This is a genomic window from Nocardioides sp. CPCC 205120 (assembly GCF_048654585.1).
In the GTDB taxonomy this organism is placed as follows: domain Bacteria; phylum Actinomycetota; class Actinomycetes; order Propionibacteriales; family Nocardioidaceae; genus Nocardioides.
In genome coordinates this window covers 1649540-1670995 of sequence record NZ_JBMCYY010000001.1, presented here as the reverse complement: position 1 = coordinate 1670995, position 21456 = coordinate 1649540, and the positions used below count along the sequence as shown (strand labels likewise).

The 21456-nt window shown below is 75.1% G+C and carries 27 protein-coding genes; 12 read left to right on the top strand and 15 right to left on the bottom strand.

Features of this window, described 5'->3' with window-relative positions:
* Positions 1-2: 2 nt before the first annotated feature.
* On the top strand, positions 3-1271 hold the full coding sequence (locus ACOACO_RS07755; protein ID WP_420295663.1) for an MFS transporter: 1269 nt from the start codon (positions 3-5) through the stop codon (positions 1269-1271).
* Here ACOACO_RS07755 and ACOACO_RS07750 read toward each other — a convergent pair.
* Positions 1188-2924, bottom strand: a complete 1737-nt coding sequence (locus ACOACO_RS07750; RefSeq protein ID WP_420295662.1) for a helix-turn-helix domain-containing protein — start codon at positions 2922-2924, stop codon at positions 1188-1190. The genes ACOACO_RS07755 and ACOACO_RS07750 overlap by 84 nt on opposite strands.
* A gap of 132 nt (positions 2925-3056) precedes the next feature.
* Between ACOACO_RS07750 and ACOACO_RS07745 the strand changes: the two genes are divergently transcribed.
* The 8 genes from ACOACO_RS07745 (at position 3057) to ACOACO_RS07710 (ending at position 10060) form a co-directional block, all read left to right on the top strand.
* Positions 3057-4103: an ABC transporter substrate-binding protein gene (locus ACOACO_RS07745; protein WP_420295661.1), complete on the top strand. Its 1047-nt coding sequence runs from the start codon at positions 3057-3059 to the stop codon at positions 4101-4103.
* On the top strand, positions 4100-4939 hold the full coding sequence (locus ACOACO_RS07740; RefSeq protein ID WP_420295660.1) for an ABC transporter permease: 840 nt from the start codon (positions 4100-4102) through the stop codon (positions 4937-4939). The genes ACOACO_RS07745 and ACOACO_RS07740 overlap by 4 nt, the downstream gene beginning before the upstream one ends.
* Positions 4936-5799: an ABC transporter permease gene (locus ACOACO_RS07735; protein WP_420295659.1), complete on the top strand. Its 864-nt coding sequence runs from the start codon at positions 4936-4938 to the stop codon at positions 5797-5799. Before ACOACO_RS07740 ends, ACOACO_RS07735 begins: the two co-directional genes overlap by 4 nt.
* Positions 5800-5861: 62 nt before the next feature.
* On the top strand, positions 5862-6629 hold the full coding sequence (locus ACOACO_RS07730; RefSeq protein ID WP_420295658.1) for an ABC transporter ATP-binding protein: 768 nt from the start codon (positions 5862-5864) through the stop codon (positions 6627-6629).
* Positions 6626-7666 (top strand): amidohydrolase family protein, encoded by a 1041-nt coding sequence (locus ACOACO_RS07725; protein ID WP_420295657.1) that lies wholly within the window; start codon positions 6626-6628, stop codon positions 7664-7666. Before ACOACO_RS07730 ends, ACOACO_RS07725 begins: the two co-directional genes overlap by 4 nt.
* A complete protein-coding gene (locus tag ACOACO_RS07720; protein WP_420295656.1) occupies positions 7659-8873 on the top strand; it encodes an FAD-dependent monooxygenase in 1215 nt (404 codons plus the stop codon). Before ACOACO_RS07725 ends, ACOACO_RS07720 begins: the two co-directional genes overlap by 8 nt.
* 21 nt (positions 8874-8894) lie before the next feature.
* On the top strand, positions 8895-9341 hold the full coding sequence (locus ACOACO_RS07715; RefSeq protein WP_420295655.1) for a hypothetical protein: 447 nt from the start codon (positions 8895-8897) through the stop codon (positions 9339-9341).
* Positions 9342-9367: 26 nt separating this feature from the next.
* Positions 9368-10060 carry a hypothetical protein gene (locus ACOACO_RS07710; RefSeq protein ID WP_420295654.1) on the top strand — a complete coding sequence of 231 codons (693 nt, stop codon included), beginning with the start codon at positions 9368-9370 and terminating at the stop codon, positions 10058-10060.
* A 33-nt stretch (positions 10061-10093) separates the two neighbouring features.
* Here ACOACO_RS07710 and prfB read toward each other — a convergent pair whose 3' ends face one another.
* The 3 genes from prfB to ACOACO_RS07695 all read right to left on the bottom strand — a co-directional run bounded on the left by prfB (position 10094) and on the right by ACOACO_RS07695 (position 12211).
* Positions 10094-11212, bottom strand: a complete 1119-nt coding sequence (gene prfB, locus ACOACO_RS07705; protein WP_420295653.1) for a peptide chain release factor 2 — start codon at positions 11210-11212, stop codon at positions 10094-10096.
* A 16-nt stretch (positions 11213-11228) separates the two neighbouring features.
* Positions 11229-11537 carry a MerR family transcriptional regulator gene (locus tag ACOACO_RS07700; protein ID WP_420295652.1) on the bottom strand — a complete coding sequence of 103 codons (309 nt, stop codon included), beginning with the start codon at positions 11535-11537 and terminating at the stop codon, positions 11229-11231.
* A 95-nt stretch (positions 11538-11632) separates the two neighbouring features.
* Positions 11633-12211, bottom strand: a complete 579-nt coding sequence (locus tag ACOACO_RS07695; RefSeq protein WP_420295651.1) for a dihydrofolate reductase family protein — start codon at positions 12209-12211, stop codon at positions 11633-11635.
* Positions 12212-12659: 448 nt separating this feature from the next.
* Here ACOACO_RS07695 and ACOACO_RS07690 point away from each other — a divergent pair, with 448 nt between their 5' ends.
* Positions 12660-13376 (top strand): hypothetical protein, encoded by a 717-nt coding sequence (locus tag ACOACO_RS07690; protein WP_420295650.1) that lies wholly within the window; start codon positions 12660-12662, stop codon positions 13374-13376.
* Here ACOACO_RS07690 and ACOACO_RS07685 read toward each other — a convergent pair.
* The 10 genes from ACOACO_RS07685 to ACOACO_RS07640 are packed head-to-tail and all read right to left on the bottom strand — an operon-like array spanning position 13363 to position 20030.
* Complete coding sequence (locus tag ACOACO_RS07685) at positions 13363-14148, bottom strand: glycoside hydrolase family 16 protein (RefSeq protein WP_420295649.1); 786 nt, start codon at positions 14146-14148, stop codon at positions 13363-13365. The genes ACOACO_RS07690 and ACOACO_RS07685 overlap by 14 nt on opposite strands.
* 16 nt (positions 14149-14164) lie before the next feature.
* Positions 14165-14761 (bottom strand): GrpB family protein, encoded by a 597-nt coding sequence (locus ACOACO_RS07680; protein WP_420295648.1) that lies wholly within the window; start codon positions 14759-14761, stop codon positions 14165-14167.
* Between the two features lie 9 nt (positions 14762-14770).
* A complete protein-coding gene (locus tag ACOACO_RS07675; RefSeq protein WP_420295647.1) occupies positions 14771-15283 on the bottom strand; it encodes a DUF421 domain-containing protein in 513 nt (170 codons plus the stop codon).
* A gap of 27 nt (positions 15284-15310) precedes the next feature.
* Positions 15311-15760 carry a pilus assembly protein TadG-related protein gene (locus ACOACO_RS07670; RefSeq protein ID WP_420295646.1) on the bottom strand — a complete coding sequence of 150 codons (450 nt, stop codon included), beginning with the start codon at positions 15758-15760 and terminating at the stop codon, positions 15311-15313.
* Positions 15757-16239, bottom strand: coding sequence for a hypothetical protein (locus ACOACO_RS07665; RefSeq protein ID WP_420295645.1), 483 nt, complete (start codon positions 16237-16239; stop codon positions 15757-15759). The genes ACOACO_RS07670 and ACOACO_RS07665 overlap by 4 nt, the downstream gene beginning before the upstream one ends.
* Positions 16236-16661: a TadE/TadG family type IV pilus assembly protein gene (locus ACOACO_RS07660; protein WP_420295644.1), complete on the bottom strand. Its 426-nt coding sequence runs from the start codon at positions 16659-16661 to the stop codon at positions 16236-16238. Before ACOACO_RS07660 ends, ACOACO_RS07665 begins: the two co-directional genes overlap by 4 nt.
* Positions 16648-16869, bottom strand: a complete 222-nt coding sequence (locus ACOACO_RS07655) for a hypothetical protein (protein ID WP_420295643.1) — start codon at positions 16867-16869, stop codon at positions 16648-16650. Before ACOACO_RS07655 ends, ACOACO_RS07660 begins: the two co-directional genes overlap by 14 nt.
* Positions 16870-16911: 42 nt before the next feature.
* On the bottom strand, positions 16912-17874 hold the full coding sequence (locus ACOACO_RS07650) for a type II secretion system F family protein (RefSeq protein ID WP_420295642.1): 963 nt from the start codon (positions 17872-17874) through the stop codon (positions 16912-16914).
* Positions 17871-18725, bottom strand: a complete 855-nt coding sequence (locus ACOACO_RS07645) for a type II secretion system F family protein (RefSeq protein ID WP_420295641.1) — start codon at positions 18723-18725, stop codon at positions 17871-17873. Before ACOACO_RS07645 ends, ACOACO_RS07650 begins: the two co-directional genes overlap by 4 nt.
* A 3-nt stretch (positions 18726-18728) precedes the next feature.
* Positions 18729-20030, bottom strand: a complete 1302-nt coding sequence (locus tag ACOACO_RS07640; protein ID WP_420295640.1) for a CpaF family protein — start codon at positions 20028-20030, stop codon at positions 18729-18731.
* Positions 20031-20181: 151 nt separating this feature from the next.
* Here ACOACO_RS07640 and ACOACO_RS07635 point away from each other — a divergent pair, with 151 nt between their 5' ends.
* Together ACOACO_RS07635 and ACOACO_RS07630 are read left to right on the top strand one after the other, a co-directional pair.
* Complete coding sequence (locus ACOACO_RS07635; protein WP_420295639.1) at positions 20182-20613, top strand: hypothetical protein; 432 nt, start codon at positions 20182-20184, stop codon at positions 20611-20613.
* Positions 20610-21002, top strand: a complete 393-nt coding sequence (locus tag ACOACO_RS07630; RefSeq protein ID WP_420295638.1) for a hypothetical protein — start codon at positions 20610-20612, stop codon at positions 21000-21002. Before ACOACO_RS07635 ends, ACOACO_RS07630 begins: the two co-directional genes overlap by 4 nt.
* A 10-nt stretch (positions 21003-21012) precedes the next feature.
* Here the strand turns inward: ACOACO_RS07630 and ACOACO_RS07625 are convergent, their stop codons facing one another.
* On the bottom strand, positions 21013-21198 hold the full coding sequence (locus ACOACO_RS07625; RefSeq protein WP_420295637.1) for a hypothetical protein: 186 nt from the start codon (positions 21196-21198) through the stop codon (positions 21013-21015).
* Positions 21199-21456: the final 258 nt, after the last annotated feature.

The following is a 21456-nucleotide window of genomic DNA, read 5'->3' as shown; positions in this document are numbered from 1 at the left end:
GCATGGAGCACCCCACCACCCCCGCCCGGCACCCCGGGCACCGCCGCGGCGCCCTCGTCGTCGCCGTGGCCTTCGCGCTCTCGGCGGCGTTCGCGACGCTGCCCACCCCGCTCTACGCCGAGTACCGCCGCGCCGAGGGCTTCTCCTCGCTCACCGTCACCGTCGTCTTCGCGGCCTTCGCGGTCGGCGTGCTGCTCGCGCTCGGTCTCGCCGGCCACCTCAGCGACGTCCACGGCCGGCGCCGCCTCCTCCTGGCCGCCGGCGCCGCCCAGGTGCTCTCCGCCGCCGTGTTCGTCGCGACCACCGAGCTGCCCGGCGTGCTCCTGGCCCGCGTGCTCTGCGGCGTCGGGGTCGGCCTGCTCGTGCCGACGGCGACCGCCGCGCTCGCCGAGCTGCTCGTGCGTGGCCGGACCGCCGCCTCGACGGTCGTCGTCGCCAACCTCGGCGGGCTCGCGGCGGGCCCCCTCGTGGGCACCGCGCTCCTGGCGGTCACCGGCACCCCGCTGCGCGACCCGTTCCTCGTGCTCGGCGCCGCGCTCGTGGTGGCGACCGCCGCCCTCCTGCTCGTGCCGGAGACGCGGGCACCCGCGCAGCCGCGTCCGCCGTACCGGCCCCAGCGGCTGGCCGTGCCGCCCGACGCGCGCGCCACGTTCTGGTCGCTGGCGCTCGCCTCGTGCGCGGCGTTCGCGGTGCTCGGCAGCTACGCCGCGCTCGCCCCGCGGCTGATGGCCGACGTCTTCGCGGTCGACTCGGTGCTCCTGGCCAACCTGCCCGTCACCCTGCTCTTCGGCTGCGCCGCGCTCGGCCAGCTGGCGACCGCGTCGTGGTCGACGAGCCGGCGGCTCGCGGGCGCGGCGGTGTTCCTGGGCGGCGGGCTCGCCCTCGTGGCGACCACCGCGCTGGCCGCGAACCTGCCCGGCGCCCTCGTCGCCGCCGCCGTGGCGGGCACCGGGGTCGGCCTGGCCTTCCGCTCCGCGGTCGCGGGCGTCGTGGCCCTCGCCCCGCCCGAGCGGCGCAGCGGGGTGACGGCGTCGCTGCTGCTCGTGACGTACGCCGGCCTCACCGTGCCCGTCGTCGCCGTGGGGCTGCTCGCCGAGGTCGCGTCGGCCACGACCACCCTCGTCACGCTCGCCGCCGTCGTCGGCACCGTCGTGGTGCTCACGACCGGCGGGGGCGCACGGGTGCTGTCACGCGCCGAGCAGCCCCGCGACGCGGGCCACGGCGAGCGCGGCGGTGAGCTGCAGCAGGTCGCGGGGCCGACCGACGCGTAGCCCGCTCAGCTCCTCCACCCGGCGCACCCGCTGGGCCACCGTGTTGACGTGCACGTGGAGGCGCCGGGCCGCCTCGGCGCGGTCGAGGTCGCTGGCCACGAGCTCGTCGAGCGTGCGCAGCAGCCGGGTGCCGCGCGCCTCGTCGTAGGCGACGACCGCGCCGAGCACCGAGCGCACGAAGCCGCGCAGCAGCTCGGGGTCCTCGAGGCGCAGCAGCAGGTGGTCGAGCCCGGCCTGCTCGAGGTCGACGACACCCGGCCCGGCGTCCGCGCCGAGGTCGAGCGCCCCGCGCACGAGCCGGTACGTCGAGGGCGCCGCGGCGACCTCGGTGCCCGCGGCCACGACGACCCGGACCTCCCACCCCCGTCGCCGTGCCCGGTCCTCCAGCTCGGCGACCGCGCCGAGCACGGCCGACCGCTCCACCCCCGGCGGCTGCGGCACCAGCGCCACCAGGTCGCCGCGGTGGGCGGCGACCAGCGGTCGCGCGCCGCCCCGGGTCGCCTCCTCCAGCACCCCGCGGGCGAGGGCCGCCAGCGGGGCACGCACCCGCCCCTCCCAGGCCTCCCCCACCTCCCGCACGGCGAGCAGCACCTGCGGCGGCGCCGGGTCCCACCCGGTACGGCGCGCCCGCTCCGGCACGCGGGCCCGGGCCAGGTCGCCGCCCGCCACCACGTCGGCCAGCAGCGAGCCGCGCAGCCGCTCCTCGACCTCGCCCGCGGTCCGCTCGCGCAGCAGCTCCAGCGCCGTCACGGTCGCGGCGTGCTCGACGGCGCGCAGGTCCAGGCCGCCCACGTCGCCCGGCGCGCGGGCCAGGCGGATGCGCGCCACCTCCTCGCCGTCGAGCAGCACCGGACGGACGAAGGCCGGGCTCGCCGCCCGGCCCGCCCCCTCGGCGCCCGGGACTCCCGCGGCCCCCTCGACCCCCTCGGCCCCCTCGACCCCGGACGCGGCGAGCACGGCACCGCCGACGTCCTCGACCACGACGCCGCACCCCACGAGCCGGGCCAGCGAGGTCGCGACGCCGACGACGCCCTCCCCGCGCAGCGAGGCGGCGGTCAGCTCGCCGTGGATGCGCTCGGCGCGCTCGAGCTCGCGGATGGTGCCCTGCTCGCGGGCGCGCACCTGGGCGGTGCCGAGAGCCACGGCCACCTGGGTGGCCAGCGTCGCGACGAGCCGCAGCTCGTCGGCGCCGAAGACGTGGGGGCTGCGGCGGTAGCAGTTGAGCGTGCCGACCGCCCGGCCCGCCTGCAGCAGCGGCACGGCGACGAGCGCGCGGTAGCCCTGCTCGTGGGCGACACCGCCCCAGGGGAACGCGGGCTCGGAGTCGACGTCGCCCAGCGCGACGACCTCGGCGGTGCGGAAGGCGACGCTCGTCGGGGCCTCCTCCGCGCCGCGCACGTGGAGCAGGATCGGGCGCTCGGCGTTGACCTGCTCGACGTACCCGGCCGAGAGGCCGTGGGAGCCGGCGATGACGAGCGAGGCGCCGTCGGGGGCGGGCAGGAAGACCGCGCAGAAGTCGTAGTCGAGCAGCGCGCACGCGGTCTGCGCGACCCGCCCCAGCAGCGCGGAGACCGGCTCGTCGTCGCTGACCGCCGCGGCGATGCCGGCGACCGCGTCGAGCCAGGTGCCGAGGTCGGGTGTCGTAGAGGACATGGGACGCACCGTACTTGTGTGGGCGCCGACATTGCCGGGCGCGCCGTCGGGGCGGGACGCTGAAGCCCTCGTGACGGCCGTCACAACGGCCCGACCGGCACACCCGACCACCCTCCTCGGAGGAGGACCCCTGTGAGAACCCCACCAGCAGCGCGCCGCTGCGGCGCCCTCGCCGTCGCGCTCGCGCTCCTCGCCGGCACCGGCTGCGCCGCCGGCCTCGGCGGCCCCGCCTCGTCCCGTGCTGCACGGGACGGCGTCATCCGCTTCACCTTCGCCCCCGACCCGATCTGGGACTACCTCAACGACGAGGGCATCGTCGACGAGTTCGAGGAGGAGACCGGCATCGAGATCGAGACCTCGGCCACCTGGGACGAGTTCGGCCTCTTCGCCGGCGGCCACGCCGACATCATCTCGTCGGCCTCGTTCGAGGTGCCCGGGCTCGAGGAGCAGACGGAGCGGGAGACGGTCATCATCGGCCGCTACAACTCCGAGCGCAGCCGCATCCTCGTGCGCGCCGACGACCCGGCCGAGTCGCTGGCCGACCTGCGCGGCAAGCGCATCGGCGTCTTCACCACCGTGTCCGGCACGCTGGTGTGGAACGCGCTCGTGCAGCGCATGCACGACCTCGAGCTGAGCAGCGACGGCGACTTCGAGCTCGTCGTCGCGGACATCCAGAACCTCTCGAGCCTGCTGGCCCGCGGCGAGATCGACGCGTGCATCTGCTACCCCGACCTCTCGGCCAACGAGCTGCGGGAGGGCAGCGTCCGCGCCCTGTACGACGGGGAGTCGTCCGCCGAGCTCTACGCCGAGCTCGCCTCCCCCGGGCACGACGGCCCGATGGGCAACGTGTTCGTCGGCCGGCGCGACTGGGTGGAGGACCACCCCGAGGAGGTCGAGGCGTTCCTCGACCTGTGGGAGCGCGGGCTCGCCGAGTGGCAGGCCCACCGCGACGAGATCATCGCCCGCTACCCCCAGCACTTCGCGGTCTCCGCGCCCGAGGACGTCGCCTTCATGCAGGAGTACGTGGCCGAGCACGACTGGGTGGTCGAGGACGTGCGCTTCGACGAGCAGTGGGCCGCCGCCGAGGCGGGCGTGTTCGACCTGCTCCGCGAGACCGGCCTGGCCGAGGCCGGCTCCCCCGACCCGGCGTTCCGACCCTCCGAGGAGGACCCGTCGTGACCACCTCCCTCACCCCCGCCCCGGCGCCCGCTCCGGCCCCCGCCGCGGTCCCGACCGCGCAGCGCGGCCGCGGCCCCCGACCGGCCGGCGCCCCCCGCTGGGTCATCTCGGCCGGCACGGGCGTGCTCGCCCTCGTGCTGTGGGCCGTCGTCGCCGCGGTGGTCGACGACCCGATCCTGCCGACCCCCTTCGAGGTGGGCGGCGCGATCGCCTCCGTCGTCGGCAGCGGCGCGGCGCTGGAGCACTTCACGGCCAGCATCACCAAGATCGTCGCCGGGTTCGGGCTCGCGCTCCTCGCGGGCGTGCCCATCGGGTTCCTCATGGGCCGTAGCCGGTTCCTGACGACCTACTTCTCGCTGCCGCTCTTCGTGCTCGGCAACGTCCCCGGCCTCACCTACGCGGTCTTCGGCCTCGTCGTCTTCGGCGTGGGCGCCACCGGCCCGATCGTGGTCTCGGCGCTCGTCGCCACGCCCTTCGTGGCGATCAACGTCGCCGAGGGCACGCGCTCGGTCGACGGGAAGCTGCTCGCGATGTGCCAGGCCTTCGACCGGGGCCCCTCGGACGTGGCGCGCCACCTCTACGTGCCGGCGCTGACGAGCTTCGTGTTCGCCGGCGTCCGCTACGGCTTCGCCATGGCCTGGAAGGTCGAGGCCCTCACCGAGGTCTTCGGCGCCAGCAACGGCGTCGGCTTCATGATCCGCCGCGCCTACCAGGAGTTCCAGGTGGCCGACATGCTCGCCTGGACCGCCCTCTTCATCGTCCTCATGGTGCTCGTGGAGCGCGCGCTCGCGTTCGGCGAGGACCGCCTCTTCGCCTGGCGGAAGGAGCTGCGATGACCACCGCGGCCACCACACCCACCCCCGCTGCCCCCGCTGCTCCCCCCGGCCCGACCGGTCCCGCCGGCCCCGCCGGACCCGCTGCCCCGGGCTCGTCCCGGCCGCGGCTCACCCGCGCCCACGCCACCGACGCCCTGGCGCTGCTCGCCGCGATCGGCACGGTCTGGCTCGGCTGGTGGGTGGCCACCGTCGCGGGCGACCGGGTGCCCGGCCCCGGCGCCACCGTCGACCGGCTGCGCAGCGAGGCCGCCCTCGGCGAGCTGTGGGGCAACCTCGCGATCAGCATGAACCGCTTCGTGCTGGGCCTGGCCGTCGCCCTCGTGGTCGGCGTCGCCCTCGGGGTGCTCATGGGCCTGTCCCGGTTCGCCGACGCGGCGCTGAGCGACCTCACGATGGCCGCGCTGGCCGCACCGGCCGTGATCTGGGCGCTGCTGACCACCATGTGGTTCGGCTTCGGCTGGCTCACCCCGGTCACCACCGTGTTCCTCTCGGCCCTGCCGTTCGTCGTGGTCAACATCGCGAAGGCGGTGCGGGCCGTGCCCGCCGACCTGCGGCTCATGGCCCGGGCCTTCGGGGTGCCGCGGCACGAGGTGCTGCGCCACGTGGTCGCCCCGGCGGTCGCGGGCTCGACGATCGCCGCCGTGCGCTTCGCGATCATGAGCGCCTGGAACGGCCTCCTGCTCGCCGAGTGGTTCGGCTCCACGTCGGGCGTCGGCTGGCGCTCCCGCTACTGGTACGACGCGAACCAGCTCGACGGGTTCCTCGCCTGGGTCGTCGTCTTCATCGTCTTCCTCGTCGTCGTGGACCAGCTGCTGCTGGGCCCGGTCGAGCGCTGGGCGACCCGCTGGCGCCGGGCCTGACCGGCCCGGCACCCCACCCGGCCCAGCCGGCACCCCACCGACCACTCCCGAAAGGCACCCCCATGGCATCCATCGAGATCCGCGACCTGGTGAAGACCTACACCGACGCCCGCGGCAACCAGACCCGTGTGCTCGACGGCATCGACCTGACGCTGTCCGGCGAGACCTTCACCTCCGTCGTCGGCCCCTCGGGCAGCGGCAAGACCACACTGCTCAACATCGTCTCGGGCATCGAGCCCCACACGTCCGGCACCGTCGACCTCACCTCGCAGGGCCGGGACGCGAAGGTCGGCTACGTCTTCCAGGACCCCCGCCTCCTGCCGTGGCGCACCGTCATGGCAAACCTGGGGTTCGTGCAGGACGGCCGCTCGGGCTGGCAGGAGCGCGCCCGCCACTACCTCGACCTCGTGGGGCTCCCCCACGTCGAGGGTCGCTTCCCCGCCCAGCTCTCCGGCGGCCAGCAGCAGCGCATCGGGATCGCCCGCGCCTTCTCCGTCGAGCCCGACGTCCTGCTCATGGACGAGCCGTTCAGCCACCTCGACGCCATGACGTCGCGGTCGCTGCGCGAGCACCTGGAGCGGATCTGGCTGGAGTCGCGGCGCACGGTCATGTTCGTCACCCACGACGTCACCGAGGCCGTGCAGCTCTCCGACCGCATCGTCGTGCTGGCCCCCGGCGGCCGGGTCCACGAGGTCATCGACGTCGACCTCCCCCGCCCCCGCCGCGCCTCCGACCCGGCCGTCGCGGTGCTCCAGGCCGAGGTGCTCGCCCGGTTCGAGGCCCTCGAGGCCGCCACCGGCGCCGCCGCCCCGGTGGCGGTGGCGCGATGAGCACCGCCACCGCCACCCCGCCCAGCGTCCCCACCGCCCCGGTCGTGCGCGCCGGCGTCGTCGACGTGCACGCCCACTGGCTGCCGCGCGACCTCTTCGACCTGCCGCCCGGCTCGCCGCTCCCCCCGCTCACCGACCGCGACGGCGAGCTGCACCTGGGCGACCTGCCGCTGACCATCCCCACGGCCGCGATGAGCGACCTCGACCAGGTCGCCGCCGACACCGACGCCGCCGGCCTCGGCTCCCGCGTGCTGTCGGCGCCGCCGTTCGCGTTCGGCGTGGTCGACGCCCCCGGCGCGGGTGACTACGCCGACGCCTTCAACGCCGCGCTCGTCGAGGCCTGCCGCGACGGGGGCGGGCGACTGCTCGGCCTCGGGCTCGTCGACCTCCACGACCCGGCCCGGGCGCAGCGGCAGCTGCGGGAGCTGCGCCGTACCGGTGTGGTGCGGGGCATCGCCGTTCCGCCCCTCGTCGGCGCCACCACGTTCGACGACGGCCCGCTCGCCGAGGTCGTCGCGCTCGCGGCGGCCGAGGACGCCGCGGTGCTGGTGCACCCCATGCAGCTGCCGCGGCCGGAGTGGGGGTCGTACTACCTGGCCAACCTCGTCGGCAACCCGACCGAGACGGCCACGGCGGTCGCCGCCTGCGTGCTGGGCGGCGTCGTCGAGCGCCACCCGGACCTGCGCATCTGCTTCGTGCACGGCGGCGGGTGCGCCCCGGGCCTGCTGGGCCGCTGGCGCCACGGCTGGGAGCAGCGCGCGGAGGTGCGTGGCAGCGCCCGCCCGCCGCACGACGGCTTCCGCGACCTGTGGTTCGACACCCTCACCCACGACCCCGCGGTGCTGCGCCTGCTCGCCGAGCAGGCCGACCGCTCCCGCCTGATGTGCGGCAGCGACCACCCCTTCGACATGGGCACGCCCCGACCGGTCGACGACCCGGTCGCGGTCGGCCTCGACGCCGCGCTGCTCGAGGCCAACGCGCGCCGCTTCCTCGGCCTCGACCCCACCGCTCCCCGGAAGGCGGACCACGATGACTGACACCACCCCCGGCGCCCACGACTGGAGCGGCCACACGGCCGCGGTCGTCGGCGGCTCCATCGGCGGCCTGACGACGGCGCTGCTGCTGCGCCGCCTCGGCTTCGACGTGCACGTCTTCGAGCGCACCCCCACCGACCTCGACGGTCGCGGCGGCGGGATCGTGCTGCAGCCCGACACCCTGCGCTGGTTCACCGAGTGCAGTGACCGGCACCCCGAGGAGGTGAGCACCTCCACGCGGCGGGTGCAGTACCTCGGCGCCGGCAACGAGGTGCTCCACGACGACCCGGTCACGTGGAGCTACACCTCGTGGGGCACCTTCTACCGGGCGCTGCTCGGCGACCTCGGCGAGGACGTCTACCACCTGGGCCGCTGCGCCACGGGCTTCTCCCAAGACGACGACGGCGTCGACATCCGCTTCGCCGACGGCACCACCGAGCGGGCCGACCTCGTCGTCTTCGCCGACGGCATCTCCTCGGCGGCGCGGCGGCGCATCTCCCCCGACACCGAGCTCCGCTACGCGGGGTACGTCGGGTGGCGCGGCACCGTGCCCGAGAGCCAGGTCAGCGCCGAGACCTTCGAGCTGGTGCACGACGCGATCACCTACAGCGTCGGACCGCTCACCCACATCACGCTCTACCCGATCCCCGGGCCCGACGGCGGGCGCGCGGTCGGCGAGCGGCTCCTCAACTACGTCTGGTACCGCAACGTCGCCGCCGGAGCGGACCTCGACGAGCTGATGACGGACCGCCGGGGGTTCGCGACGAAGGTGTCGCTGCACCCGGGGATGGTGCAGGACCGGTTCGTCGAGGAGATGCGGCGCACCGCCGCCGAGGTGCTCGCCCCCGCCACCGCCGAGGTCGTGCTGCGCACCGAGCAGCCCTACCTGCAGGCCGTCCACGACGCCGGGGTCGACCGGATGGCGCTGGGGCGCGTGGCGCTCCTCGGCGACGCCGCGAGCGCGGCCCGCCCCCACGCCGCCGCCGGCACCGCGAAGGCCGCCGCCAACGCCTGGGCCCTGCACGACGCCCTCGCGGAGGGCTCCGGCGACGTCGCCGAGGCGCTCGCGAAGTGGGAGCCCTCCCAGCTCGAGCTCGGCCAGCGCCTGCTGCGCCGGGTGCAGGAGATGGGCGACCGCTCCCAGGTCCACGGCACCTGGGTGCCGGGCGACCCCGACCTCCGCTTCGGGCTCTACGGCCCCGGGCGCTGACCCACCACCGAGAGGAACCCCGTGACCACCGAGAGCACCGAGACCACCCCCTTCCTGACCGACGCGCCGCTCGCCGGCACCGTCGTCGCCCGCGACTTCGATGGCTGGACGCCCGCGCTGCACGCCGAGTTCGAGGCCCACGCCCACGACGGCCACGTCGGCGGGCGGCTGCTGAGCGAGGACGCCCGCGTGCGGGTGTGGGAGATCCGCCTCGCGCCCGGCGAGCGCTGGCACGCGCACCGCCACGTGCTCGACTACTTCTGGACCGCCGTGAACGCGGGCACCTCGCGCCAGCACACGGCGGACGGCACGACACGGGAGGTGTCCTACGCCGCCGGGGAGACGCGCCACTTCACGTTCGGGCCCGGGGAGTTCCTGCTGCACGACATCGAGAACGCCGGCGACGCCGAGCTCGTCTTCACGACGGTGGAGCACCTCGACTCGGCGAACCCGCCCCTGCCGCTCTGACGCGGGCGGTGGCTAGGGTCGACCGGGTGAACCGCCCGGTGCCCTCCCGCCGCCGCCCCGCCGGCACGATCGCGGCCCTCGCCGCGCTCACCGCGCTCGCCCTCGGCACGGCCGCCTGCACGGGCGACGACGGCGGGGGCGGAGGCGAGGCGCCGACGGCCGCGCCCACGACCACGGCGCCTCCGACGCTCGCCGACCTCGACACCGCGACCCTGGAGGTCGACCGCTCGCCGTTCTGCGACGACGTCACGGAGGAGGCGGTCACCGCCGCGCTGGGCGCCGCGCCCACCGAGGCGGTGCCGTGGGACACCGGAGCGCCCACCGAGATCGCCCCCGGCCGCGAGGACCTCGTGCACGAGGTGGGGTGCCGCTGGTACGGCGCGGGCGGGGCCGCCGCGCCCACCAGCCCGGCCGCCTCGGCGTGGGTGTTCGTGCCGCCGGCGACCCCGGCGGCGGCCGCGGCGTACGTCGCGGAGACGGCGGCGACCGAGGGGTGCCGCGTGCTCGAGGGGCAGCCGGCGTACGGCGCGCCCTCCCTGGCCCAGGTGTGCGGCGCCGAGGGCGTCGCGGAAGTCTCGTTCCGCGGGCTGCTGGGCGACGCGTGGCTCACCTGCACGCTGCGGGTGCCGGTCTCCGCGACGTTCGACGAGGCGGCCACGGTGCAGCGCACCTCCGACTGGTGCGCCGCCGTCGCGGTGGCGGCCGGCCCCCAGGACTGAGCGCCGGCCGGGGTCGGCTGGGCGCCAGCCGGCTCAGCTCGCGTCGGCCTTCTCGGCGCCGCGGCGCCAGCGGATGCCCGCCTCGAGGAAGCCGTCGATCTCGCCGTCGAAGACCGGCGTGGGGTTGCCGACCTCGTAGCCGGTGCGCAGGTCCTTGACGATCTGGTACGGGTTCAGCACGTAGTTGCGCATCTGGTCGCCCCACGACGCCTGCACGTCGCCGCGCAGCCCGTCGAGCTCGGCCTTCTCCTCGGCCTTCTTCAGGGCGAGGAGCTTGGCCTTGAGCACGACCATGGCGCTCGCCTTGTTCTGCAGCTGCGACTTCTCGTTCTGGCAGCTGACGACCGTGCCGGTCGGGAGGTGGGTGAGGCGCACCGCGGAGTCGGTGGTGTTGACCGACTGGCCGCCGGGACCGCCGGAGCGGAAGACGTCGACGCGGATCTCCTCGTCGGGGATGTCGATCTCGTCGGTCTGCTCGAGCACCGGCACGACCTCGACGGCGGCGAAGGACGTCTGGCGGCGGCCCTGGTTGTCGAACGGGCTGATGCGCACCAGGCGGTGCGTGCCCGACTCCACCGAGAGGGTGCCGTAGGTGTAGGGCCCGTGGATGGCGAAGGTCGCGGACTTGAGGCCCGCCTCCTCCGCGTAGGAGGTCTCGAACACCTCGACGGGGTACTTGTGGTGCTCGGCCCAGCGGGAGTACATCCGCAGCAGCATCTCCGCGAAGTCCGCGGCGTCGACGCCGCCGGCGCCGGCGCGGATCGTCACGAGGGCCTCGCGGGCGTCGTACTCGCCGTTGAGGAGGGTGCGCACCTCGAGGGCCTCGACCGCCTTGTGCAGGCGGCCCAGCTCGGTCACGGCCTCCGCGAGGGAGTCGGCGTCACCCTCCTCCTGCGCGAGCTCGACCATGATCTCGAGGTCCTCGATGCGGCCGCGCAGGGTCTCGAAGCGCTCGAGCTCGCCCTGGAGGGCGGAGAGCCGGCCCGTCACGCGCTGCGCGTTGGCCTGGTCGTCCCACAGGTCGGGGGCCGCGACCTCCTCCTGGAGGGCAGCGACCTCCCGCTGCATGCTCTCGACGTCGAGCACCTGCTCGATGGTGCGCATCGTCGCGCCGAGCTGCTTGATCTCTTGGTCGAAGTCCGGTCCAGCCACGATGACCAAGCCTACGTCACCCGCGGCGGCGGACCCGCCGGGACGAGGGCGCCGCCGGCGCCGCTGCCAGCCCCGCCAGCCTCGCGCGCCGGTGCTCGAGCGCCCGGGCCTCGCGGTCGAACCGGTCGGCCAGCCCGTCGAGCGTCGCTCGCAGGTCGGGGCACATCTCGAGCGACGTCCCGTGCTCGCCGGTCCGGGCGCAGTCCAGGTACCGCCGCACCAGGGCAGCGTTCAGCCCCGCGTCGCGCATGGTGCGGATCTGCGCGACCACGACGACGTCATGGTCGTCGTAGGTCCGGTAGCCCGCCGCCGTGCGGCTCGGCACCAGCAGCCGGCACCACCGTCATCGACCTCGACGGCGTCGCGGCGCTCGAGGAGGGCGACGGCCAGGACGTCGTCTGCACCGGCTCGTCGACCACCTCACCGCGGGGTGGGCCGGTAGACCAGCTCCTGGGACCGCCCGTCGAACGTCCGGCTCTCGAGGAGCTCGAGGTCCACGTCCCCCAGGCCGGCGAAGATCGGGCTGGTCCCGGTGCGTCCCGAGATGACGGGGAAGATCGTCACCTGCACCCGATCGACCATCCCGGCCGCGAGCAGGGCCCAGTTCAGCGTCAGGCTGGCCTGCGAGCGCAGGGGCACGTCGGACTCCTGCTTGAGGCGGCCGACGACGTCGACGGCGTCGCCGCTCACGATGGTCGCGTCCGGCCAGCCCAGCGTCTCCTGCAGGGTGGAGGAGATCACCGTCGCCGGGGACCGCATCATCCGGACGTTCCACTCGTCGAGGGCGTGGGGGTCGACGCCGGACTGCAGGATCGCGGCGTTCTCCCGGAAGGTGGTGGCCCCGAACACCATGCGTTGGCCGGTGTCGAACAGGGAGGACCGGTGCTCGAGCAGCTCCGGGCCCTGCTTGCCCCAGTAGCCGCCCCAGGCGGCGCCCTCGGAGAAGGAGCCCCATCCGTCGAGGGTGCAGAAGACGTCCCAGGTGTAGTCAGCGGTCACGGCGGCTCCTTCGTCCTGCACGGTCGGGGGTCGAGCAGGTGGACCGCCCGTCCGGGCGACACTCATCGGTCGGGCGGGACTTCGACCAGCACGACGACACGGAACTGTGCCCGCCTGCGACCCGCGGGGTGGTTCCGGTCCGGACCCGGCCCCTCGACGGCCCCTCGGAGCAGGTGGCGGCGGCCGCCCGGCACCCCGGACGTCATGCCGAACGTGGCCCCCGACGCTCGCCTTGCATGACATCCCGCCTTCCAAATGGCGGAATGGCGACCTAACCAATCGCCACGGCGGGATGTGAGCGTCCTAGGGTGCCGGGACCGATCCACGCCTCTCGGGAGTCCCTGTGTCGCTGCCGCCCCTGCCATCCCGACCGCCGGGCTCGAACGGCGCCCCCGCCGACCCGGGGCACGGCGCGCCCCGCCCCGCGCGCCGGCGTACCCGCACCTGGGTGCTGGCTGCTGTCGCCGCTGTGGTGCTGGTGGTCGCTGCGGTGGCCGGTACGGCGGCGCTGCGGGGCGGCGGCGACGACACGGCCGCGCCGGAGCCGTCGGACGACGCCTCGACGGAGACCACGTCACCGACCGACGCGCCCTCGACGGGCGACACCGAGAGCACCGAGGAGGCGGCCGACGAGCTGCCGCCGCTCGACGGCACCCTGCCCGACGACCTCGCCCCCGTCTGCGACCGGGAGGCGACGCTCGCCGACGGCGTGCCGTGGTCGGGTGAGGCAGCGGACCTGCGGGTGCTGTGGCTGCTGGAGTGGCCGGAGCTCCCGGGCTACAACCGCTTCGACCTCCTCGGCGCGGAGGGCCTCCCCTGGAACGTCCAGACCGCGCCGGGCAGCTGGGGCGGGCCGAACGCGGTGCTCTGCACCCGTGTCGTCCCGGGCAGCGCGCAGGTGCGTCAGCGCTGCGAGAACACGGAGGCGCGCGGTGTCCTGCTCGCATGGGACGTCTACACGTGGGACCTGCAGTTCGAGCTCCTGGAGGCCACCACCGGCGAGGTCATCGCGACGGGCGACCCCTTCTCCGCCGACGAGACGCTGCCGATCGTGGGCTGCGCGTTCCCGCCCGTGAACGCGGTGCCGGGCGAGGTGCCGGCCACGGCGGGTCTGCTGCCCGACCCGTTGATCCCGCTCGCCGACGCGTTCGTCAGGGGCGCCTGACCCCGTCGGGTCGGCCGGCGCGGGCCCGCACCGCGTGCACGTGGGCGGTCTTCGGGTACGCCGCGGGGTCGCGCCGCGCGTCGGCCGGGAACTCGAAGAGGTCGATCATCAGCTGCTGCGGGTAGTCGAGCCGCTGCGCACTCGCCGCGACGACCTCGCCGTCGACGGTGAACTGCACCAGCTCGCCGCCCCAGCGCACGCCGTACTCGTGCGGCTGGGTCGCGTCGATCGGCAGGTCGACGTCGGTGACCTGGTCGACGAGGCGGGGGTCGTGGTGGGCCTTGACGCCGACGCGCACGGTCGAGCCGTCGGGGCCGATGCGGTCACCGAACAGCTCGGCGATGCAGAGCTCGCCGGAGTCGTCGGCGCCTGTGTCCTCGACGCCCACCAGCCAGATGCCGAGCATGCAGGTGGGGTCGGGGCTCGCGCTGGCGCGCACGACGACCTCCCCCGCGCCGGCCACCCACCCCTTCCAGGTCGGCGTCTCGGTGACGACGACGAGGCCGTCGGGGCGGTGGCGGTGGGTGCCGGCCGTGTCGCTGACCGGCCCGGACCACGTCGCGGTCTGCACGTTGCTGACCCGCATCTCGCCGTCGGCCGCACGCCAGGCAGGTTGGTCGGCGTCGATCCGCAGCCGCAGGCCCTGCTCGTCGAGGTCGTAGCGCGCCGCCGACTGCTCCGGCGTCGTCCAGTGCGGGAGGTAGTGGGGCACCCACAGCCCGGGGTCGAGCGCCGGGGCGGTGAACGTCTCGTCGATGCTCGCGCGGGTCACGGCAGGGAGTATCGCGTCAGAGCAACCCGTGCGCCCGGAACACGTCGGTGAGGATGGCGTGCACGACGGGCTCCTTGCGCGCGTTGTAGTCCATCACCACCCCGCCCACCGCGTTCGTCTCCTCGGCGGCGGCCCACTTCGCGGCGGCGTACCGCTCCCGGTCCGCCGGGTGCGCGCGCAGCCAGTCGCGCAGCAGCCGGTGCCGCACGACCTCGGGGCAGTGGGGGCCCCACACGTGCACGTTCGCGCGCGGGGTCTCGCCGCGGAACACGCGGTGCTCGTGCCAGCGGGGCTCGCGCAGCAGCAGGGTGAGGCCCGCCGCCTCGAGCGCGGGCACGTACGCCGCCTCGTCGCGGGGGTCGGGCACGGTCACGTCGACGTCGATCACCGGCTTCGCCGCCAGCCCCGGCACCGAGGTGGACCCGACGTGCTCGACGTCGAGGGCCAGGTGGCCGAGCGCGGCCCGGATCCGCTGCTCGAGGCCGGCGTACGCCGCGGGCCAGCGCGCGTCGTACTCCACGACGGCGATGTGCTCGACGACCTCCGGTACGACGCGCTCCACCTGCGCCGGGTCGTGGACGTAGTGGCGGACGACGTCGGCGGGGTCGGGCACGGGCCGACGCTAGCCGCCGGCGGGCGCGTCGGGCAGAGCCGAGCCGTCGCCGATGGCGGACGCGGGCACGACGCTGAGGGTGCCGTCGGTCTCCAGCACGACGGCGGCGACAGCGGACAGGTCGCCCTGCCCGCTGCTCCGCACCGCCTGCGAGACCTCCTGGCGCGCCACCCGGCTGCGCCGCAGCGCCGACTCGTCGACCTGCCCGTCCCGCAGCAGCACCGTGGGACGCGCCGTCGCGAGCGCGTGTCCCCCGGGCACCCAGGCGGCGATCGCGGCGACGACGAGCTGGAGGACGACCAGCACCGCCATCGCCGTCAGGCCCTCCGACCACGACACGGCGGTGTTCAGCAGGACGGTCGCGAGGATCGACCCGAGGGCCACGGTCACCACGAGGTCGTAGGCGTTCAGCTTCGCCAGCGTGCGCTTGCCCGACACGCGCAGGAGGAGGACGAGGCCGCCGTAGGCGGCGGCGCCGACGAGGACCACGCGGAGGACCTGGGACCAGGAGTCGAACCACATGAAGGACTGGTACCCGACCGCCGGCGGTCAACCGAGCTGCAGCGCCGCCGTGCCCGTCGCCGCGACGGTGGCCTCGCCCGGGCCGCGGGGGAGCTGGAGCGGCAGGTCGAGCGGCGCGTCGACCCGCACCTCGACGGTGCCGCCGTCGACGACCACGTCGAAGCCCAGCCCCGGCCAGCGGTCGTGCGCACCGATCTCCTGCAGGTACGACGCCACCGCCGCCTCGGCGGCCTCCTCCGTCTGTATCGCGCGGCGGTCGTCGCGGAACCCGCCCGTGTACGCCTCCCCGCCCAGCGCCCCCGCGTCCGCGCCCGCCAGCGCGGCACCGTCCGCGACCGTCGCGAGGCCCTGCCGCTGCAGGTACGCGGCCGACGCGTCCACCACCACGGCCAGCAGCATGAACAGCACCCCCGCGAACCCGACGATCATCAGCGTCGTCTGACCCTGCTGGTCGCGCCGGGCCCGCCGCGCGCTCACGACGCCTCCCGGAACTGGCCGTAGGGCACCGAGTGCGTCGCCTCCAGCGCGAACGTCGGCGCGCCGCCCCCGAGCACGTCGGGCAGGTAGGGCAGCTCGACGGCCGAGTCGACCACGACCGTGATGATGGCGCCCGGCAGCCGGCACGCGGCGGGGCCGGTACGGCGCGCCTCACCGTCGGGTGCGCTGCAGGTGACCTTCACCCCGACGGGCTCCTCGATGCCCTGGTCGGAGAACGCCAGTCGCGCGGCCGCGTCCGCCGCGGCCTGCCCGGAGGCGTGGTCGTCGGAGAGCGCGTAGGCGCGGGCGGCGGTGCGCGACGCCGACGTCACCGCGAACGCCCCGCGCTGCACGTCGAAGACCGCGAGCACGATGTAGACGACCGGGACGAGCAGGATGATGCCGAGCCACGTCAGCTCGATGACGGCGCTGCCGCGCTGGTCCCGCACCCGCCGGGACCGGGGCCCACCCGCCGTCACGGCGCCTCCTCGATCGCGTGCCCCTGGACCCGCAGCTCGATGCCGGGGCCGCCGAGCCCGAGCGCGGGGACGGTCGCCTCGACGGTCACCCGCACGCCGGGCCTGCCCTCGACGGGGCGTTCCTCGACCCGGATGCCCTGCGCGAAGCGCGACGCCACCGCGCGCTCGATTTCCTCGCGCGTGCGGCGCTCGCCGTCGGTCAGCGACCGGTCGTACGCCGCCGCGTGCCGCGCGCCTTCCGAGGCTGCCGACGTCAGGGTGTTGCGCACGTGCAGGACCAGGGCGACCTGGGCGATCCCGGCGAACAGGGGCAGCAGCACGACGAGCACGAGCACGAAGTCGACGACGGCCGATCCCCGCTGGTCGCGCCGCCGCGACCGGCGCGCGGTCCGCGGCCGGCGAGGGCGGTCAGCCCAGGCCACTGACCGAGCCGAGCGCCCGCGACAGCATTGCGTTGAGCTCGGGGCCGGCGAAGGTCCAGATCGCGTAGACCAGACCGGCGGTCATCACGGTGACCATGACCCAGCCGGGCACGTCCCCGCGTTGGGTACGGCGCGCCGCACCGCCGGTCAGCAGCAGCACGGCTGCGCGCACGCGGGCGAGCAGGCCGATGAATCCCGAGATGGACATGTCACTCCTTGGGTGGTCGGACGGGGGCAGGACGGGGAGTGCTCACGGCGCCACCAGCCGGAGCCCGATGACCCCGGGGTAAAAGGCGAAGAGCACCACGACGGGGAGCACCAGGAAGACGACCGGCACCATCATGAAGACCTCGCGGCGGGCCGCGGACTCGATGAGCTCGCGGCGTCCGGCGTCGCGCACGTCGGCGGCCTGGGCGTGCAGCACGTCGGAGAGCGGGGTGCCCCGCTCGACCGCGACGGCGATGCCGGAGGCGAAGCGAGCCACGAGCGGCAGCCCGGTCGTGGCGGCCATCCGGTCGAACGCGTCGGCGACCGGCTCGCCCGTGCGCACGGCGGCGAGCACCCCGGCGAGCTCGCGGGACAGCTCGCCGCCGCTGCGCCGTACGACGCGCTCCAGCGCCGCGACCGGGCCCTCGCCCGCGGCGACGGCGAGCGCGAGGAGCTCGGCGACGGTGGGGAACTCCTCGATGATGCGGCGCTCCCGGCGCCGCACCTGCGACGTCAGGTGCTGGTCGCGTGCCAGGACGCCGCCGACGAAGGCGAAGAGGCAGAACACGACGGCGCTGACCGCCGTACCGGGGTCGGCGAGGGTGCGGACGGCGCCCCAGACGGCAGCGGCCGCGAAGGCGGCGAGGCCCCAGGTGACCTGCTCGATGCGGAACTCGTGGACAGACCGGTCGATGCCCGCGCGGGTGAGGCGCCGGCGTACCGACGTGGCGCCGCCGAGCACCTTCTCCACCCCGTCGGCGGCGCTGCGCAGCAGCGGCCCGAAGACGCCCGAGGCCGCGGCCAACGGGCCGCCGGACCCGGCACCGGCGGCGGGAAGCGAGGCCCGCCCCGGCGCGGCTCCCGACAGGCGGGGGACGTCGCGCACGAACGGCGCGACCCGCAGCGCGAGCGACGGGCGCCGGACGGCCCGCACCCGCGCGGCGACCAGCAGCACGCCGCACGCCACCGTCGCGCCGAGCAGCGCCCCCCACAGCGCCGGGCTCACCGGAGGATCCGCCGCTCGGTCGGCAGCCGCCCGATGCGCATCATGAGGCGGTAGGCCACGACGCACACGGCCGCGCCGGCGACAAGGATCGCCGTACCCGTGGGGGTGGCGTAGCGGCGGATGACCTCGCCCTGGAACGACATCATCAGCAGCACCAGCCAGGGCGCGGCGACCGCGAGCCGCGCGCCGTTGACGGTCCACGCCTGACGCGACTGCATCTCCGAGCGCAGCCGGGCGTCGTCGCGCAGGTAGCCCGACAGGTTGCGCAGCAGGCGGCCCAGCTCCCCGCCGCCCACCTCGCGAGCGATGCGGAGCCCCTCGACGACGCGGTCGCCGACGGGGTCGGCCAGCCGCTCCTTGAGCCGGTCGAGGCAGTCGGAGAAGCGGCCGGTCACCTGGTAGTCGAGCGCGAACGCCGCGAAGGCGGGCCGGAGTGCCTCGGGCCCCCGCTCCCCCAGCCCGGCGACGGCGTCGGGCAGCGAGAGCCCGGCGCGCACCGCGGAGGCGAGGTTGTCGACGGCGTCGGGCCAGACGTCCGCGAACTCCGCCTGGCGCGTGCGGGCGCGGGCGCTGACGAGGGCGTACGGGAGGTACGCCGCCAGCACGCCGAAGACGAGCGCGATCGGGGGCGTGCGTGACACGGCCTGCAGGACCACGGCCGCCGCGGTGCCGCAGAGCGCGCACAGGGCGACGAAGCTGGCGGGCGACACGCTGGTGAGACCGGCGCGCCCGAGGAGGCGGGCGAGAGCGCCGGGGCCGCGCTCGGCGGAACGCGGCGTGCGGGGTACGAAGAACGCCGACCACACGAGGAGGAGCCCCAGCCCCACCCCCAGCCCGACGACCGCGCCCACCGCTCAGCCCGCCTGCAGGATGCCGTGGACGTCGATGCCGGTGCGCTCGAAGGCCTCGATGCGGGGCGGCATGCCGTGGGTACGACGCAGCTCACCCGACTGCCGCACGAAGAGCGGCTCGACCTCGATGACGTCGTTCTCGACGCGGCCCGGCACGCCGACGATCTCGTTCACCCGGCGCACCCCGCCGGCGTCGATGCCGAGGTGGACGACGATGTCGACCGAGGCCGCGACGGTCGGCACGACGAACTTGGCCGACACGTTCTCGCCCGCCAGCAGCGGCAGGGTGCACATCTTCACCAGCGCCTCGCGGGCACTGTTGGCGTGCAGCGTGCACATGCCCGGGAGGCCGGAGTTGAGCGCGAGGAGCAGGTCGAGGCACTCCTCCGAGCGCACCTCCCCCACGATCACCCGCGAGGGACGCATCCGCAGCGCTTCCTTCACCAGCGCGCGCAGCGGCACCTCCCCCGTGCCCTCGAGCCCGGCCTGGCGCGTCTGCATGGCGACCCAGTCGGGGTGGGGGAAGCGCAGCTCGAAGACCTCCTCGGCCGACACCACGCGGTCACCGCCCGGGATGGCCGCGGCCAGGCAGTTCAACATGGTCGTCTTCCCCGCCTGGGTGCCCCCCGCGACCAGCACGTTGAGCCCCGCCCGCACGGCGGCGGTGAGGAAAGCGGCGGCCTGCGGTGTCATCGACCGCAGCTCGACCAGGTCGTTCAACCCGGCCGCCTTGAGCACGAACTTGCGGATGTTCACCGCCGTGAACCCCCGCGTGATGCCCTCGAGCACCACGTGCAACCGGTGCCCGTCGGGCAGCATCGCGTCCACGAACGGGCTCGACACGTCCAGGCGCCGACCGCTCGTCTTCAGCATCCGCTCCACAAGGTCAGCGACCTGGGCCTGCGTCAGCATCAGGTTCGTCAGCTCGTGGCGCCCGTTGCGCGCCACGAACACCCGCGAGGGGTCGTTGATCCAGATCTCCTCCACCGACGGGTCGTCCAGCAGCGGCTGCAACGGACCGAAGCCCGCCACCCGCGCCACCACCTCCGCGACCACCGCGACCGGGTCCACCAGCTTCGCCACCGCACCGGTCATGGACAGGTCGTCGTGCTCCCGCGCCGCGTCCTCCGCGATCCGCCGCACCGCGGCCACGTCACGCTGCGGGTCCACCCCTTGCGCCCGCACCACCTCACGCACCCGCGCGTCCAGGGCGTCCACCACGGCCGCCGGGGCAGCAGCCACCGGCGCGCCGGTCGGCACCGCCCGGTGCCCGGGCGCACGAGAACGCGCGTCGGCGATCGACATGAAAGAGCCCTCATCCCGAGTAGAGGTCGTCCACGAATCCGCCACCTATTGCAATCCAGGCCCCCAGACGCTCGCAACCACTCATCCACAGGTTTTGCCCGCCGGAGTCAGGCATGCTCACCCCCGTGACAACTCGACGCGCGGTAGAGCCATGAGCGAGCGGCCAGGGGGACGCCGTACCTGGTTGCGGCGTGCCGCACCGTTCGCGGCCCTCGGTGCCGCCGCGGTGGTCTTCGTCGCCGCGCTCGCCCACCTGACGCTCGACCTCGGTCATCGCCCGTCGACGGACGGGGCACGCGTGGCGTGCCACGCGTACGTCCAGGGCCGGCTGGGCCACCTCGTGCAGTTCGACGCCTCACCCACGGTCACCGCGGAGGACGACTACGTCACGGTCAGCGGGACCTTCACCAACCGGGCCGCCGATCCGAGCCACGACGGCGAGTACTACTGCGCCGCCCACTGGACCGGGACCGACGGCGGCTGGTCGGTAGGCACCTCCGCGATCGCGAACGACCTGCCAACGGAGCCCACGGTCATCGCCCGCCACCGCCCCTCGCCCAGCGCCGAGGCGACCACGCGGTGACCGGCCCGCGCCGCAGGTGGGTGCGCCGCGCCGTACCCCTCGCCACCCTCGCGACGGGGGTCGGGGTGTTCGCGCTCGCGGCCGGCTACCTCTTCATCGACCGCGACGGGCCGCCCACCGACCACGGGGCCCGCCTCGCCTGCGAGGCGGCCCTGCAGGAGACGACCGAGGACGACCTGCGGTTCAACGTGCCGGAGAGCGTGCACAGGGACGGCGACGCGGCCACCGTGGACGGCTCGTTCGGGCTGCAGGGCCAACCCGACGACGTGGGCGACGGCAGCTACACGTGCACGGCGCGGTGGACCGGCGGCGAGACCGCGCCGTGGGAGGTCAGTCAGTTCTCGACCACCACGATGAACCGCTCGGGGTTCGACGACACCGCGCCCTGAGGCGCACGGGTCAGATCGTCATCACGAGGTCGGAGTACAGGCGGTAGGACCTGCTGGTCTCGCGCGCGCCGTCCGCGGTCACCTGGCTGAGGTGCAACTGCGACAGGACGGCCAGGCCTCCAGTCGGGTCCTCGGGGTCCACGCAGTCGAGGGGGACCGTGACGGCCACGAGGTCGTGGATGCGCGACCAGGCCACCGTGCCGTTGCGCTCGCACGGCGTGCCGTCGGGATAGAGCAGAGTCGGGTCGTCCCCCCCCGCTCGTCGTGCCGACCACGCGGAACCCCGTGCCGGCGCTGTCCACGTGCACGTAAACGCCGACGCCCTCGTAGCCGACGTAGAACCGCTGCTGCGCGAGCCGCAGCCGCCGCTGGTCACCGCGGCGCACCTGCTCGCGAGCGTGCACGAACACGTCCGCCACCGTGAACTCGAACTGCAGGTCGTCGCCGCGCGGCC

Coding starts and splice junctions, on each gene's coding strand:
- ACOACO_RS07755 (WP_420295663.1), top strand. CDS start 3: ATGGAGCACCCCACCACCCCCGCCCGGCACCCCGGGCACCGCCGCGGC.
- ACOACO_RS07750 (WP_420295662.1), bottom strand. CDS start 2,924: ATGTCCTCTACGACACCCGACCTCGGCACCTGGCTCGACGCGGTCGCC.
- ACOACO_RS07735 (WP_420295659.1), top strand. CDS start 4,936: ATGACCACCGCGGCCACCACACCCACCCCCGCTGCCCCCGCTGCTCCC.
- ACOACO_RS07730 (WP_420295658.1), top strand. CDS start 5,862: ATGGCATCCATCGAGATCCGCGACCTGGTGAAGACCTACACCGACGCC.
- ACOACO_RS07725 (WP_420295657.1), top strand. CDS start 6,626: ATGAGCACCGCCACCGCCACCCCGCCCAGCGTCCCCACCGCCCCGGTC.
- ACOACO_RS07720 (WP_420295656.1), top strand. CDS start 7,659: ATGACTGACACCACCCCCGGCGCCCACGACTGGAGCGGCCACACGGCC.
- ACOACO_RS07675 (WP_420295647.1), bottom strand. CDS start 15,283: ATGTGGTTCGACTCCTGGTCCCAGGTCCTCCGCGTGGTCCTCGTCGGC.
- ACOACO_RS07655 (WP_420295643.1), bottom strand. CDS start 16,869: ATGTCCATCTCGGGATTCATCGGCCTGCTCGCCCGCGTGCGCGCAGCC.
- ACOACO_RS07640 (WP_420295640.1), bottom strand. CDS start 20,030: ATGTCGATCGCCGACGCGCGTTCTCGTGCGCCCGGGCACCGGGCGGTG.
- ACOACO_RS07635 (WP_420295639.1), top strand. CDS start 20,182: ATGAGCGAGCGGCCAGGGGGACGCCGTACCTGGTTGCGGCGTGCCGCA.